The sequence below is a fragment of the Lysinibacillus sp. S1 genome (genome assembly GCF_044986265.1).
Taxonomy (GTDB): Bacteria; Bacillota; Bacilli; order Bacillales_A; family Planococcaceae; genus Lysinibacillus; species Lysinibacillus capsici.
In genome coordinates this window covers 1315173-1331463 of record NZ_CP173154.1, presented here as the reverse complement: position 1 = coordinate 1331463, position 16291 = coordinate 1315173, and the positions used below count along the sequence as shown (strand labels likewise).

At 35.6% G+C, this 16291-nt stretch carries 14 protein-coding genes; 10 read left to right on the top strand and 4 right to left on the bottom strand.

All coding sequences use genetic code 11. From position 1 onward, the window contains the following. Positions 1–90: 90 nt before the first annotated feature. On the top strand, positions 91–2562 hold the full coding sequence (locus tag ACHZEU_RS06985; RefSeq protein ID WP_279494373.1) for an S-layer homology domain-containing protein: 2472 nt from the start codon (positions 91–93) through the stop codon (positions 2560–2562). 210 nt (positions 2563–2772) lie between these two features. Here the strand turns inward: ACHZEU_RS06985 and ACHZEU_RS06980 are convergent, their stop codons facing one another. From ACHZEU_RS06980 to ACHZEU_RS06965, 4 genes are all read right to left on the bottom strand, one after another. After that, complete coding sequence (locus tag ACHZEU_RS06980) at positions 2773–3615, bottom strand: IS3 family transposase (RefSeq protein WP_066038259.1); 843 nt, start codon at positions 3613–3615, stop codon at positions 2773–2775. Further along, a complete protein-coding gene (locus ACHZEU_RS06975; RefSeq protein ID WP_066038258.1) occupies positions 3612–4118 on the bottom strand; it encodes a helix-turn-helix domain-containing protein in 507 nt (168 codons plus the stop codon). Before ACHZEU_RS06975 ends, ACHZEU_RS06980 begins: the two co-directional genes overlap by 4 nt. 618 nt (positions 4119–4736) lie before the next feature. Beyond that, a complete protein-coding gene (locus ACHZEU_RS06970; protein ID WP_259949968.1) occupies positions 4737–5864 on the bottom strand; it encodes an acyltransferase in 1128 nt (375 codons plus the stop codon). A 288-nt stretch (positions 5865–6152) separates the two neighbouring features. Next, entirely contained in the window at positions 6153–7145 is a 993-nt protein-coding gene (locus tag ACHZEU_RS06965) for an acryloyl-CoA reductase (protein ID WP_279494374.1), read from the bottom strand. 126 nt (positions 7146–7271) lie between these two features. Between ACHZEU_RS06965 and ACHZEU_RS06960 the strand changes: the two genes are divergently transcribed. The 9 genes from ACHZEU_RS06960 (at position 7272) to ACHZEU_RS06920 (ending at position 16238) form a co-directional block, all read left to right on the top strand. Continuing rightward, positions 7272–7859: a TetR/AcrR family transcriptional regulator gene (locus ACHZEU_RS06960; RefSeq protein WP_054550665.1), complete on the top strand. Its 588-nt coding sequence runs from the start codon at positions 7272–7274 to the stop codon at positions 7857–7859. A 375-nt stretch (positions 7860–8234) separates the two neighbouring features. Next, on the top strand, positions 8235–9140 hold the full coding sequence (gene rocF, locus ACHZEU_RS06955) for an arginase (protein ID WP_048389666.1): 906 nt from the start codon (positions 8235–8237) through the stop codon (positions 9138–9140). Positions 9141–9408: 268 nt separating this feature from the next. Continuing rightward, complete coding sequence (locus tag ACHZEU_RS06950; RefSeq protein ID WP_004232450.1) at positions 9409–10836, top strand: amino acid permease; 1428 nt, start codon at positions 9409–9411, stop codon at positions 10834–10836. Positions 10837–11039: 203 nt separating this feature from the next. Beyond that, positions 11040–11840: a DUF817 domain-containing protein gene (locus tag ACHZEU_RS06945; RefSeq protein WP_054550667.1), complete on the top strand. Its 801-nt coding sequence runs from the start codon at positions 11040–11042 to the stop codon at positions 11838–11840. A 159-nt stretch (positions 11841–11999) separates the two neighbouring features. Beyond that, positions 12000–12587, top strand: a complete 588-nt coding sequence (locus tag ACHZEU_RS06940; RefSeq protein ID WP_066038246.1) for a pyridoxamine 5'-phosphate oxidase family protein — start codon at positions 12000–12002, stop codon at positions 12585–12587. Between the two features lie 220 nt (positions 12588–12807). Then, positions 12808–13500 (top strand): VanR-ABDEGLN family response regulator transcription factor, encoded by a 693-nt coding sequence (gene vanR, locus ACHZEU_RS06935; protein WP_199768326.1) that lies wholly within the window; start codon positions 12808–12810, stop codon positions 13498–13500. Positions 13501–13522: 22 nt separating this feature from the next. After that, positions 13523–14617 (top strand): cell wall metabolism sensor histidine kinase WalK, encoded by a 1095-nt coding sequence (locus ACHZEU_RS06930; RefSeq protein WP_244205601.1) that lies wholly within the window; start codon positions 13523–13525, stop codon positions 14615–14617. An 88-nt stretch (positions 14618–14705) separates the two neighbouring features. Then, positions 14706–15623: a D-alanyl-D-alanine carboxypeptidase family protein gene (locus ACHZEU_RS06925; protein ID WP_131519623.1), complete on the top strand. Its 918-nt coding sequence runs from the start codon at positions 14706–14708 to the stop codon at positions 15621–15623. A gap of 219 nt (positions 15624–15842) precedes the next feature. Beyond that, entirely contained in the window at positions 15843–16238 is a 396-nt protein-coding gene (locus ACHZEU_RS06920) for a VOC family protein (RefSeq protein ID WP_103117691.1), read from the top strand. The last annotated feature ends 53 nt before the right edge of the window (positions 16239–16291 follow it).

Sequence of the window (16291 nt, the reverse complement as noted above, 5' to 3'; positions counted from 1 at the left end):
TACATATTTTTATAATTTTATAATTAAATAGCGCGATAATATTGTTCTCACAGAATAATATAATTTATTAAAATTCTGGAGGAATATACTATGACAAAACAAAACAAAGGTCGTAAATTTTTCGCAACTACAGCTACAGCAGCACTTGTAGCATCAGCAATCGTACCAGTAGCATCAGCTGCGGAATTTCAAGATGCAGCTAGCATTTCATCTTGGGCAAAAGAAGCTGTTCAATTTTTAACTGATAAAGGCTACATCCAAGGCGATGAAAAAGGAAACTTCAACCCAGCTGGTACACTTACTCGTGCAGAAGCGGCTGAAATTTTATCAAAAGCATTAGATTTAAAAGCTACTGGTACTGAAGATTTTTCTGATGTTAGTGAAAATGATTGGTTCTATAATGCTGTACTTGCAACTTCACCAGAATTATTTGATGGTATGGGCAATGGTAAATTTGAGCCTAAAGCTCAATTAACAAGAGAACAAGCTGCTAAAGTCATCGTTCAGGGCTACCAATTAACAGGTAAAGCAGATCTTAGCCAATTTGCAGATGCTTCTAAAGCTTCTAAATGGGCTGTATCTTACTTAGAAACAGCTGTAGAAAATGGTGTAATCAATGGTAAAGGCTCTTTATTAGCACCACAAGATAAAATTAGCCGCGAAGAATTCGCTACAATGGTAAAACGTACGATTGATGCAGTTCAAGAAGTAACACCAGCTGTAGAAGCTGTAAAAGGACTTAATGCAAAAGAACTTGAAGTGAAATTCAACACAGCTGTTGATGCAAAAGATGCAGCAATCACAACAAAATATGCTGTTGAAGGTGTAGCAATCACTAACGCAGTAGTATCTGAAGACGGTATGACAGTTACGTTAACAACTGATAAAGAAGTAAAATTAACAAATGGTAAAGTAACTGTAAAACCAATTAAAACAAAAGCGGATGCTAAAGTTCTAACTGAAGAGTTCAACAAATTAATCACATTTGCAGATACGACTCCTGTAAGCGTTAATTCTGTAGAAGCTAAAGGTACTAAAGCTGTTATCACTTTCGACGAGCCAGTACAAAGTGAAGGAACAATCAGCTTAAATGGTACAGAACTATCAAAAGAGCGCTATACTTTATCTGGTAAGAAATTAACAATTACTGGATTAACAGCAGAACAATCTTACAAAGTAGACATTGTTGGTGCAACTGACTTCGCTAATAATATCTCAAATCCTATCGCAGTTAACTTCACAGTTTTGAAAGCAGACGTTGATAATTCAAAACCAACTGTTTCTACAGCAGTGAATGGTACAGAAATTACGTTTGATTTCTCTGAAGAATTAATGAAACAAAATCTTAATGCAGATGCAGAGACTAAAGAATATGCAAAAGTAACAGTAGGATCAACTGTATTCTATTTAACAGATGCTGATATTAAAGATACAGAGGATAAAACTGTATTCACTATTGATGCTAAATCTGCTTTAGGTACAGCTACATTCATTAATACAAACATTAAAGTAGAAGGACAAAAAGATTTAGCTGGTAATGCAGGTGATGCATTTGAGTTCAATGCTATTCTTTCAAAAGATTTAACACCTGCTACACTTGTTTCTGCTGCTACTAAAATGTTAGTAGCTGATGATGTAAATGCTACTACAGACGTTGATGCATTATACCTTACTTTTAGTGAGCCAGTAAAAGTAGAAGGAAAATTAACTGTTAAAACACAAAATGGTATTGCTTACACTACTGGAAAAGAAACAGCAGTAAAAGCAGATGCAGGTTTCGATGTAGATGGTAACGGTAAAATCGAGGGTGCAGAGAAAAACACTGTAAAAGTTGACATTGATCTAGATAGCAATTCAACATACACTTTCGAGTTATCTGCTAAAGCAGTAACAGATTTAGCTGGCAATGTAACTGCTGATACTGTTACTTTCAATGTAACAACAGGCGTATTTGAAGCAACACCTGAAACACCAACAGATTCATTAGTATTCGGCGCTACTCCAGTTGTTGTAACTGACAATAACGTATTCACAGTTGAGTATGCTAAAGATGTGACTGCAACAGCTACAAATGCTGCTAACTACACACTTGGAGGAAAAGAACTTCCTGCAGGTACGCAACTTCAGTTTGTAGATGGTACTAAGAAAGTAAGATTCACTTTACCAGAAGGTTCTATCACAGCTAATGGTAATTATGTACTTGAAGCTAGCAATGTAGTAGATACAAAAGGTAACACGCTTAAAGGTGGAAAAGTGACAACTCAAGTAGCACTTAAAGAAAATATTGTTCCTGTTGCTACTAAAGTAACTGCAGTAGATAGCAAAACATTTACAGTAGATTTCTCTGAAAATATTGCTGATCAAGCTGCTCCAACAGGTGTTACTGTTAAAATTGCAGGATCAACTGTAGAACTTGCTTCTATTACAGTAGCTGGTGGTAAACTTACTGCGACAACTAAAGCTGACTATGCATTAACTGACAGCATTGTAGTTGAATTCAAATCAACAAACCTAGTTGATGCTAATAACAACAAAGTAAAAGACGGTTCTATTGCAAAATAATTAAATCGTTCATTGAAAAGCCCTGTGGAGATTTCCACAGGGCTTTTTTAGTGTTTAAATATGGATCATGCTAATAGGAGAGAAAGACCTGCGAGAGGTTGATTTCCGTTCCGCCAGCGGTCCTTTCCAGGGGGCGTCCGATGAGCCGCTGTGTTCGCTCCAGGGTCTCCTCTGAGACGCTATGATCTGACCCCAAAAATATAAACTTTTTTACGAAGCTTTTCGATACTCAACGGGACTTTTTCCGTTGAGTTTTCTTTTAATCCGCTCATGATTGTAATAGTAAATATAATCTGCTAATGCTTTTGTAAATTCTACATAGTTTTTAAACGTAGTTGTGTACAGAAATTCTGATTTCAGAATACCAAAAAAGCTTTCTATTACGGCATTATCTAAACAATTTCCTTTCCGTGACATACTTTGCTTGATTTCATGCGTTGTCAATAACGCTTTAAAACGGGGTATTTGATATAACCATCCTTGATCAGAATGAATGATTAAGCCACTCTTTTTCGATAACTTTGTATACGTAAACGCCTTTTTAAAAGACTGTTGAACTAACTCAAAATTAGGTGATTTTGATACCTCATATCCAACGATTTCTCGATTGAATAAATCTAATACAGCCGATACATAGATTTTTTGACCGTTTATTTTAAACTCTGTGACATCGGTTACCCATTTCTGATTGGATGCAGTGGCTTCAAAATCACGTTGGATGACATTCTCTGCGACATAGCCGACTGTCCCTTTATACGAACGGTATTTTTTAGGGCGTACCGTCCCTTTTAAGCCCAATTCTTGCATCAATCGTTGTACCGTTTTATGGTTGATGAAAAAACCTTCATTTCGGAGGGCAAGACAAATACGACGATAGCCATAACGCCCCTTATGGTGATGAAAAAGTGTCTGGATTCGTTCTTTGATCGCCTGATATTTATCTGGTTTTACCCATTTTTGAAGATGATAATAATACGTACTTTTCTTGATTTTTGCCACTTTTAATAGAGCTTGAAGTGGAAATTCCAGCCTTAGCTCATACACAGCTCTCATTTTTTCTTCGGTTTGAATGCTTCCTTTTCTTGAACTAAGGCTTTCAACTTTTTTAAATAGGCATTTTCCATCCGTAAATACTCAATTTCCGCTTTTAACTCTTCCGTTGTTTTTTCATTTAAATCAGACGAAGGTGGTTGTTTTTTTGGCATTGATTGGTGCTCCTTTTCTATTTGATAGAGCACCTTTCCAGCCTTGGACATCCACTGTTTTTTCCATCTCCGAATGGTTTCACGAGAAGGAATATTAAACTTCGCAGCAGTCTGAAGGAGCGAATCGCCCGTCTCTATCAGGTGTTGAATTACTTTTATTTTAAAAGAATCTTCGTAATTCGTGAACCCTTGAGGACGAATAATTCCTTCAATGCCATGGTATCGATATAATTCAATCCATAATCGAACGTACTGTCGATCCCTCTGTAATCTATTGGCAATCTGATACGTACTTTCCTTTTCTTCAATGTAAGCTAGAACTGCGGCTAACTTTTGTTCATCAGAAATCACTAACTGCACCCCCTATATTAGATTTTTTAAGTCCAATATTTTGGGTGCAGTTCACTAAATCCCCTAGGAGTGACGCTGGCTCCACTCCAATCAACCATTCTGCAAAAGTGTTTTTTCCTTATTTTTCATACTAGCAGAGCGATCAAAATAGCCCATGATTTGCATGATTAGAAAAAGGATAGGTTTTTATTTTCAATGTAGAGAAGTGATGCGTGATAACCCCTCTTCATAAAACCTTCACTTTATTTGAAAACCTTTGCTAATAAGGTAACACTTTTGTGGGGGAGGGGAGGGCTACTTGACTCCCGTGGGATAGCAAGACAGGCAAAACGCTAAACGGAGTGGTAGCGGAGGAAGCAATTCGGCGCTCGCCCACAGGAAAGTAAGTAGCCTGCAACGGAAATTCATTTTCACTTTTTATTGATTGCTTTTTTAACACTATGAAACCCCTTGGTAGATTTCCACAGGGTCTTTTTAATTTGTTTCTTCTTATTTAATAATGCACCACAGAAGAAACATTAGTATTTCAGTAACGGTAAGCACAAAATAACAGGTTCTCAACTAAATATACACCAGTTGACGGAAACAAATCGACGACTGGCTGTGCATATTGAACGGCTATTTGTAAGGGAATTTGCTCGGGATAGGTCCAAAGGCAATCCAATGATATTTAAAGAATCTGCCCATCAATAGCACGACCATCCATGTGACGAATAGAGCAAAGATAAAGCCACCAATGCTCCATAGGTGATAGATTATACTATTACCACCAGTACTTAATTGTCTATAAAGGAAAAGGAAAAATGGATGCAATAGATAGACGCCAAATGATACTGTTCCTAGATTGATTAAGCCATTTACAAAAGCATGGTTCCATTTATCATAGATCCAGAAAGAAAGCTGTAATAAGACAATACAGGCTGTTAAAGATTGTAGCTGAAAAACTAGCTCAAATATTGTGCTGTTCACTATATAGGTTTGTGATGTATAAACAAAGTAATATAAATAAACATTATATATAGTAGAAATTAGCCATATACACCACACAAAAAGTATCTTGATAGGAAAATTTTCTTTTTTTAGTTGAAGCCATCCTTTGTATTTTTCAAAATAAATTCCTAAAAATGCCCCTGCTAAGAAATAAAAGAGATAGGAAAAAGCGATACTCCCTCTATAGGGATACTGCCATAACTCAGCGTTTAATAGAATAAAGACCCATTGAAGAACGAACCCAATCCAAATTAAATAAGGAGATAGTGCTGGTTTTTTCTTTAAAATATATAGGAATAATGGGAACATAAGATAGAATTGAACAATAATAAAAATATAGTATAGATGCGTATACGCTTTGCCTAATAAAAGTTTTTCTAGAAATTCGATACTAAATAGAGAACGCCATGTGTCTACTAAATCATGTGTCACATAAAATTGCATCGCTGCATAATAAAAAATAGAAAAAAAGAGATAAGGAATGAGTATTTGGGTCACTCTTTTTTTATAAAAATGAATGATAAGCTCCTTTGTTAAATCCTTTTGTATATAATTGTAAAATAATACAAAGCCACTTAAAAAAATAAAAGCAGGGACAGCGAATTTAGGGGAGATATTGAAAAATACATAAAATGGATATAATTTTGAGTCACTAGATAAAGTCGTTACAGGTGTACTAGTAGAATGAATAAGAAGAACAGCTAGAATGGCTAAAGCCCGTGTAATAGCTAATTCATTAATATGTGCTCGCTTCATACGATCATCTCCAAAGTATTAATTATAGTATTGAATTCCCAGAATACTGCCTACATACTCTATTGGTATGCTTGTTAGTACAAATTTAGACAAGCTTTGTTGCCTAAATTTGTCTAAAGGAAACAAGTGGGTTGTTCATGAGCTACTATAAAGCGCTTTTATGTCAGGGAGATGTCAACAATAAAAAAAGCTACCACGCTCGCTTTGCGTAGTAGCTGTATGTTGTTATTTGCCAACTAGAATTATTTTCTGGGAAATAGAATAAAGAAGGAAGCTTAATTAAACTCCTTATAATGCAACAAGGATTCTACCTCTTGCTTGACCCTTCAGTAAAATAGGTAAAACATCAGGAAGTTGTTGTAGTGTTACCTCTTGCTGAATAAAATCATTAAGGTTTGCTGGTTTGAAATCAGTCGCTAGTCGATGCCAAATGTTTAATCGAATGTCCATTGGGCAATAAACAGAATCAACTCCAAGTAAACTCACGCCTCTTAAAATGAAGGGAAATACACTTGTAGGAAGCTGTGTACCTGCCGTTAAACCACTACATGCAACAGCCCCACCATATTGAATTTGGCTTAATAATGAGGCAAGTGGCTCTCCACCAACAGAATCAACAGCAGCAGCCCATTTTTGTTTGCCTAATGCTTTAATTTTTCCATCATAAACCTCTTCACGATTTACTATTGTAGTAGCCCCGAGTGATTGTAAATATTCATGTTCAGATTCTTTTCCTGTGCTCGCTTCAACTTGATAACCCAGTGTTGAAAGAATAGATACGGCAAAGCTACCTACACCACCTGTAGCCCCTGTCACAAGAATTTTCCCCTTTTCAGGATGAATACCATTTTCCTCTAACTTTTGAACAGATAATGCAGCTGTAAATCCTGCAGTACCAATTACCATAGCCTCTTTAAGGGAAAGTCCTTTTGGAAGCGGTACAATCCATTGCGCTGGGATGCGGGCATATTCACTAAAGCCACCAAAATGGGAAACACCTATTTCATAGCTAGTTGCAATGACCTCGTCATCAATTTTAAAGCGAGAATCCTCAGAAGAAACAACAGTCCCAGCTAAATCAATGCCAGGAACAAAAGGATAAGACGTAACGATTTTACCATCAGGAATAGAGGCAAGACTATCTTTATAATTAATACCTGAATAACTAACTTTAATTAATACCTCACCCTTTGGTAGATCTTCTAAAGTTAACTTGTTCACTTTCACTGTAAATGCATCATCTTTATTGACTACTAACGCACTAAAATTTTCTGCCGTCATCGTAAACGTCCCCCTACAATTTTATTCCATTAAACAGTATCAAAATTATTCTGACCGGTCAACATAAAATTGGATTGTTGCTACTCTTCATGTATAATAACTTCTATCAAGTCATCGGAGGCTCCTATGAAAAAGAAAGAGGAAGAACGTAAAAAACAGATTATGAAAGCAGCCTTTAACGCTGTTTCACAATTAGGTTATGATAAGGTTACACTACAAGACATAGCCAATCATGCCAGTGTCTCAAAAGGGGTAGTTCACTACTACTTTACAAGCAAACAAAACATTTTATTAGAATTACTTGAATCCACTACGAACAAAATCTACAGCTATGAAATCCAAGAAATAGGCAAGCATCAAACAGCTATAGACAAGCTTCATGCCTACTTAAATGCTGTATTTGTATCCCCTATAGAAAATAAAAAATTTTACAGGGTTTATTTAGACTTTTTAGCTCAGGCAAATAGCAATGAAGAGTACAAAAGAATTAACTTAAAATTTTATGAGAATTGCTGGGGAATTGGACAAGAAATTATTGAATTAGGAAAAAGAGAAGGTGTCTTTAGTTCAGACATTGATTCCTTAACCTATGCAAAAATGATGAGGGCAATGATTGATGGTTCATTAATTCAGTGGTTAACCTGCGATTTAGAAGAACAACATAAATTTTATAAAGAAACCTGTTTGAATAGTATTGTGCGATTATTAAAATAGGCAATTGAAAAGCCTTATTACTATTGTAGTAAGGCTTTTTTTTGCCGTAAAAAAGAAGAATAATTGAATGATCTTGGAAAATATTTATTAACATATTGCATTTATAGATAAAATTACCGTCAAAATTTTCGGAAAAAACTATAAAAAAAGAACAGTTTTAATATTTTGTTTAGTAATTTTTTACAAAAATACGCACTAAAAAGGAAAAAATTGTTTTGTTATGCATTGAAATAGCGTTTATGCAATCGTTTATACAAGAATAAATCTATGTTTTTAATAATTTAAACTGTATAAAAATTTAAAATAATGTCGAGTTGAGTCAATGTTGCAATTTCTTTATACTGTGAAAGTAATTGTTGGAGAGGAGAAAACATCATGAATAAAGAAGTGACAATTATTGGGGTGCCCATGGATTTAGGTCAAACAAGAAGAGGCGTAGACATGGGACCAAGTGCTATCAGATATGCGGGGGTAACTGAACGACTTGAGAGACTTGGTTATTCGATTTACGACGAAGGGGATTTAACTATTGACTTCGTACACGAAGATAAAGACGCAGAAGGAAAGACAAACTTAAAAAATTTAAAAACTGTCACAGAAAGTAACGAGAAGCTAGGCCAAAAAGTAGACCATGAAATTTCTTTAAACCGTTTTCCTTTAGTTTTAGGTGGAGACCATAGTATTGCTATTGGAACATTAGCAGGAGTTTCCAAGCATTATGAGAATCTAGGTGTCATTTGGTATGATGCCCATGGCGATTTAAATACTGGTGAAACATCTCCTTCAGGAAATATCCATGGCATGTCTTTAGCTGTAAGCTTGGGCCTTGGACATCCAGCACTTACAAATATCGGAGGCTATGCTCCAAAGGTAAAGCCTGAAAACGTTGTTATCATTGGTGCTCGAGATTTAGATCCTGGAGAAAAAAAGCTTATTAAGGAAATTGGTATTAAAGTATACACGATGCATGAAATTGATCGTTTAGGAATGACGAAAGTAATGTCAGAAACGATTGACTATTTAAAGGAGCGCACAGACGGTGTTCACCTATCATTAGATTTAGATGGACTGGATCCAAATGATGCACCAGGTGTAGGCACGCCAGTAGCAGGTGGTATTAGCTATCGTGAAAGTCATTTAGCTATGGAAATGCTGTCAGAAGCAAATATTATTACTTCAGCAGAATTTGTTGAGACAAACCCTGTATTAGATCAATACAATAAAACGGCTATTGCTGCGGTAGCTTTAATCAGCTCACTATTTGGCGATACATTACTTTAAGCCATGAATAGAAGTCATTTTGTATCCCAGAAGGAAGAACTTTTCTTAAAAAATTAGGTCGCGACAACCAACTATAAGAAAATAGCTCTCCCTATAGTAAGTTTACAATACAATTTAGCTATTCAATAGCCTTTATTTTGTCAGAAAATTGACAGTTCATAAAATATATAAAACAGTTTATCTATTAACATTCAAATTTTAGATTGTTATCTGTTTTGTACGAAAAAAAGAAAGTGCTTACACAGATAATGAATGTAAGGAGTTTTTTATGGCAGCAGAACAATATGAATTAAAAAGAAGTATGAAAGCAAGACACTTATTTATGATTTCACTTGGCGGATGTATTGGAACTGGTTTCTTTCTTGGATCAGGCTACACGATTAACCAAGCTGGGCCAACTGGTGCCATCCTAGCTTACTTAGTAGGCGGAGCAGTTATGTATTTAACAATGCTATGTTTGGGTGAATTGTCTGTTGCTATGCCGGTATCAGGTTCATTCCAAACGTACACAACGAAATTTATCGGTCCTGCTACTGGTTTTGCCGTTGGATGGCTATACTGGCTAGGTTGGGCAGTAACTGTTGCTCTTGAGTTTTTAGGGGCTGGACAACTAATGCAAAGATGGTTTCCTGATTCACCAGTATGGATGTGGTGCCTAATATTTGCAGCACTACTCTTTGTATTGAATGGTTTATCAGCAAAAGCATTTGGTGAAGCAGAATTTGTCTTCTCCAGCATTAAGATATTGGCAATTATTATGTTCCTTGCGGTTGGTGGAGCAGCTATGTTTGGGCTAATCGATATGAAAGATGGAACAAATGCCCCTTTCCTTACTCATTTTTATGAGGGTGGATTGTTTCCTAATGGTGTAACAGCACTGCTTATTACAATGATTACCGTGAATTTTTCATTCCAGGGTACAGAATTGATTGGTATTGCTGCTGGGGAGAGTGAAAATCCTGAAAAGACTATCCCTAAATCTATTAAGCAAACTGTTTGGCGTACGCTGTTCTTCTTTGTGTTATCCGTATTTGTACTTGCAGCAATGATACCAATGGATAAAGCAGGGGTGGTGGAAAGTCCATTTGTAGTCGTATTAGATAGCATAGGTATTCCATATGCAGCAGATATTATGAATTTTGTTATCCTAACAGCCTTATTATCTGTCGCAAACTCGGGTCTTTATGCTGCAACACGTATGCTGTTTTCACTATCTGTCGAAAAGATGGCAAGTCCCGTTTTAGGGAAAGTTAATAAAAGAGGTATCCCAATGAATGCATTACTAATCACACTCGCTGTAGCAGGTCTGTCTTTACTGTCAAGTGTATTTGCTGCTAATACAGTCTTTGTGTGGTTATTATCTCTAGCAGGCTTAGGTGCACAAATTGGTTGGATTGCGATTACAGCATCTCAAATTGCATTTAGACGCTCCTATATACGCCAAGGAGGAAAAGTAGAGGATTTAAAATTCAAAGCGCCGCTGTATCCAGTGATCCCTATTTTAGGTTTATTAGCGAACTGTATTGTTATGGCAAGCTTGGCTTTTGATCCAGCTCAACGTTTAGCACTCTACTGTGGTGGAGCATTCTTCATTGGTTGTTATATCGTTTATTATTTAAAAGTGAAAAAAGTGACGAATTTAGAAATAAACCAACAAGAAGTCCAATTAAAATTAAATCAAAAAATATATCTTTAATATCAAAGAGTAGCTACTTACATGGCTACTCTTTTCTTCATAGAGAAGCAACAACAAAGACGTATTTAACAAAGAATAGTTCCAATAATAAGAGAAAAAATTTATTGTTTTTCGATAAATAAATATTGAAATAAGATAATTTATCATTTATTCTTCATACAAGAAGCAATTTAATTATGAACAAGTTCATTTGAGGTGGATTCATGTTGAAGAATTTTATTAAAGACTTAGGAGTCTTTACGTATCATCAATCATTATCTTGTATTTTTCCCGTTGTGATATTTGCTACACTTGCACTCTCTAAAGCCATTCAAATACCTGGGGTAGGAAGATATGACTTTATTCTGGCAATCTGTCTATTGACTCAGTACTTGATGTATAAATTTGGTTTAGAAACAAAGGATGAAATAAAAGTCATTTGCTTGTTTCACATTATTGGGCTCGTGCTCGAACTATATAAAGTGAATTTCAATTCATGGTCATATCCTGAAGAGGCGTGGACAAAAATAGGGGGTGTGCCTTTATATAGCGGATTTATGTATGCGAGTGTAGCAAGTTATATTTGCCAAGCTTGGCGTAGGTTTGATTTAAAAATTGTAAGCTGGCCAAAAAGTTATGTAGCTATTCCACTTGGAGCCATTATCTACTTGAATTTTTTCACACACCATTTTATTTATGATTTTAGATGGCTGTTAATGGCACTACTATTTATTGTGTTTTATCGTACTGTTGTAAAATTTACAGTACGGAACAAAGTCTTTAAAATGCCCATCGTTGTATCGTTCTTTTTGATTGGCTTTTTCATTTGGATTGCTGAAAATATTGCAACGTTCTTTGGAGCATGGTCCTATCCAAATCAAGAGGTGTCTTGGTCGATTGTTCATTTTGGTAAAATCAGTTCATGGTTTTTACTTGTAGTCATTAGCATTATGATTGTTGCGCAACTTAAACTATTCTATCGTAATGTAGGTGAAAATTTGGAGAAGAAATCATTCAATATATGACATTCATTTGTAGAACTAGAGAACTTCTAAGAAAATAGTATGGGCTTTTGATAAACTAGTATTTTTACCTTGTACCCATGCCCTTTCATCAAACTGTCCCTTTTTTAACGTGCAATACTGCTGTAGACTCCTTTTTAGAAGAGGATAGGGGGAATGATAATGGTAACAGATATTCGGATGATAAATAGAGCTTGTACAGATGAAAAACAAATTAAACAATTATTAGAAGGCGCACAAACTGCATTTCTTGGTTTGGTAGATCAACATATGCCATATGTTATTCCGCTAAATTATGTTTACAAAGACGGAAGTTTTTATTTTCATGGTGCCAACGAAGGAAGAAAAATAGATATTCTAACAAATAATCGGAATGCATGTATCACAATAAGTGAAAATTATGGAACAATGGTAGACCCTATTCCTGCTAAGACTGATACGGCTTATATAAGTGTAGTAGCAAATGGTTTGGTGGAATTTGTTACTGATTTAAATGAAGCTACTGCTGCTATGCAGGCAATGCTTGATAAATATGTACCAGATTATTACCAAGCACCTTTATCAAAAAAGCATATCGAAAAATATCAGTCATCTTTAGGGAGCAAAACGCTTGTTCTCAAAGTGAAACCGACCAGTATAACTGTAAAAGAGAATAAATTAAATAAACAAATGCTATATTACGCAGGTAGAGTGGTAACACAGGATATGAGTCGAAAATCTACTACTACAGCAATCAATCCAACAAATTAATTACCAGAAAATGCGAGGCTTGGGATATAACCTAAGCCTATTTTTGATGTAGTAATAGTTCATTATGAAGCTATCTATGATTTTGTTAATATAAACTTATTAAAAGTAGAGCTGGAAAGATGTTTTCATCTAACTACCCTAATAATAGATATAGTCATGCGTAAGTGCTATAATGCCTGTGAAAAATCATTGGAAAACAAGTGGGGAGAAGGAGAGGGCAATACAGTTGAATATATTAGTTGTTGACGATGAAAAGGAAATTGCAGATTTAATAGAACTTTACTTAAAAAATGAAAACTATCATGTATTTAAGTTTTATACGGCTCAAGAGGCTTTGGCATGTATTGAGCATGAGAAAGTAGATTTAGCTGTTCTGGATATTATGATGCCTGATATAGATGGGTTTACTATTTTACGAAAAATCCGAGAAACACTAAATTTTCCAGTGATAATGCTTACGGCAAAGGAAGAAGAAATCGATAAAATAAATGGATTTTCTCTGGGAGCAGATGATTATATAACAAAGCCATTTCGTCCATTAGAGTTGGTTGCTCGTGTAAAGGCACAAATACGAAGGTTTACTTTCTACAACCAAGGTTCGAAGCAACAGGAAGATATCATTGATTTTGCTGGCTTGGTGATTAATAAAAACACACGACAAGTCTTTTTAAATGAAAGGTCCATATCCCTTACACCTACGGAGTTCGCTATTCTTTGGTATTTATGTGCAAATCGAGGGACAGTTATTAGCTCAGAGCAATTATTCCAAGAAATTTGGGGGGAAAAGTACTTTAGCAGCAATAACACGGTAATGGTTCACATTCGACATTTACGGGAAAAAATGAAGGATGCTGCGGAGAACCCAAAGTATATTAAAACGGTTTGGGGAGTGGGGTATACCATTGAAAAATGAGTTTGGCAAACTGAAAAGGAAAATGGTTCTACAAATTATTTCGATACTTGTCATCGCTAGCATCATAGGCTTTTTTATTAATTTTGCATTTATTGATGGGGTCTTACAAGCTCCCTTTGCAGATGCTTTTATTGCTTTTTGTGAAAATGTCTTGCAACTTGATTATTATGCTGCAAGCAATGCCTATCATGTGTTATTTCGACAAAATAAATCGCTTTGGCTTGCGATAGGATTTATTTTATTATTATTGATTATTTTCTATATCGCCTTGTCTCGATTTACCCGATATTTTCATCAAATTAGTTCAAGTATTACCATGCTTGCTGATGAGTCAGGGAAGGAAATTGAGCTCCCAGCTGAACTCGATTTTTTGGAAAAAAAATTAAATAACGTGAAATATAAATTAGAAAAGCGTGCAAGGGATGCACAAGAAGCTGAGCAACGAAAGAATGATTTAGTTGTCTATTTAGCGCATGATATTAAAACACCTTTAACATCCATTATTGGCTACTTAAGTCTTTTAGATGAAGCGAGGGATATGCCGGTAGAGCAGAAAGAAAAATATGTGACGATTACATTAGATAAATCTTATAGACTGGAACAACTAATCAATGAATTTTTTGAAATAACCAGGTTTAATTTACAATCCATCATTTTAGAGAAAGATTCTATTCCTTTACAACATATGTTAATGCAAGTGGCCGACGAGTTTTATCCATTGCTGGCACCAAAGGGTCAAAAAGCCATCGTCAAATTAGATGAAGATATTACTATCTATGCAGACGGTAATAAGATAGCAAGGGTATTTAATAATATTTTAAAAAATGCAATTGCCTATAGTGATCCAAATAGTACAATTGAAATTAGTGCGCAAAGCGAAAATAATCAGACATTTATTTCGTTTACGAATACAGGGAAGACGATCCCTCCTGAAAAATTAAAAATGATATTTGAAAAGTTTTACCGCTTAGATAGTGCAAGGTCTACCCAAACAGGAGGTGCTGGGCTTGGTTTAGCCATTTCTAATGAAATTGTACAGGCCCATGGCGGAACCATTACCGCAACTTCTAGTAATGATACAACCGTATTCACCGTGATGATTCCAACCAATTCTTAAGAAACCTTAAGAATTCACTAATAGTAAATTAAAAATAAGCTCCTTTTTTTATGGTTGAATAAAAGCATAAAGAGAAGGAGTTGTTTTTATGTTCAAGAGAAAAGGTATATTGAGTTTATTGTTCTTATCCATACTGATTTTCGTTTATTTACTATTGAAAGAATCGCCAATGACTTTACGTCAGGAAATAGATCATGCACCAAAAGTAGTACAAACAGCCAGTCAGCATATGCTCGATCTTGATATGTACAGTTCGAATGCAATTTTAGTGAATTTGGATGAAAATCAAATTGTTTTAGATAAAAAAAGTGAGGAAAAGATTTATCCTGCTTCTTTGACAAAAATGATGACGGTTCTAGTCGCGATAGAGCAGATCTCCAATTTACAAGAAGAAATCATTTTACCTAAACATATCTTTCGGGATTTATTAGAGGAAAATGCGTCAGTGGCGGGCTTTCTCCCAAATGAAAAGCTGACAGTAGAAGATTTGTTGTATGGCTCTATGTTGCCATCAGGTGCAGAGGCATCACTAGGTTTAGCTGAATATGTTGCGGGGTCAGAACGTGGATTTGTGAAACTGATGAACGAAAAGGCGCAGCAGCTAGGCATGAAAAATACGCACTTTGTGAATACAACTGGACTCCACCATTCAGATCATTATACAACTGTAAAGGATATGTCTTTACTTTTACAATACGCCTTAACAAACGATGATTTTCGAAATGTTTATACAGCAGAAAGATATTCTATAAAATCAACAAACCTTCATCCGGAAGGCATTACTTTTACCAGTCGCATGTTTCAGCATATGACGTCAAGTGCATTGCCAGGAGGGGAAATTTTAGGTGGAAAAACTGGCTATACAGAAGATGCAGGCTTATGTTTAGCAAGCTTAGCCCTTATAAATGGACAAGAATATGTGCTAGTGACAGTAGGAGCGGACGGCAGCCCTAGAACGGAGCAATATAATATTACCGATGCCATTTCGGTATATAGTCAATTATAACTAGCCCTAATAGTGTGTGATTAGAGAATAATTCATTTTCTAGTCACACTTTTTTGTAGTTGTAAAAATAATAGAATTGAATAATAGATGGGAGATTCCATATAAGTCTCTATAACCAACATGTTGTTGGTATGGCAGAAATAATTTATTAATTTTAATCTTCAGAAAAATGATATATAGTAAATATGATCAAATACATTCATCTTTAAGGAGGATACTATGGGGAGATTAGTTCATTTTGAAATTCATGTAAGTGATATGGATCGAGCTAAGGATTTTTATGGGGAAGTTTTTGGATGGTCATTTCAGGACTGGAGTGAATATGCAGGCATGCCTTACTTCGGTGCCGTGACAGGTGAAGATGGTGAACTTGGCATTAACGGTGCTTTAATGCAACGCCAAGGGCCTCCACCAGAAACAAACCAAGCGTTGAATGGCTATGCTTGTACAATGGGTGTTGAAAGTTATGATGTAACGGAAGCAAAAATTCTTGAAAACGGGGGCAAAGTAGCCATGCCAAAGTACGCATTACCAGGAATGGCATGGCAAGGCTATTATATTGATACGGAAGGCAATGTATTTGGTATTCACCAGCCCGATAAAAATGCCAAATAGTATTGAGGGATAAATCGCTCTAAGAAGGAGGGAACCCGCTCCTAAAGAAGCGA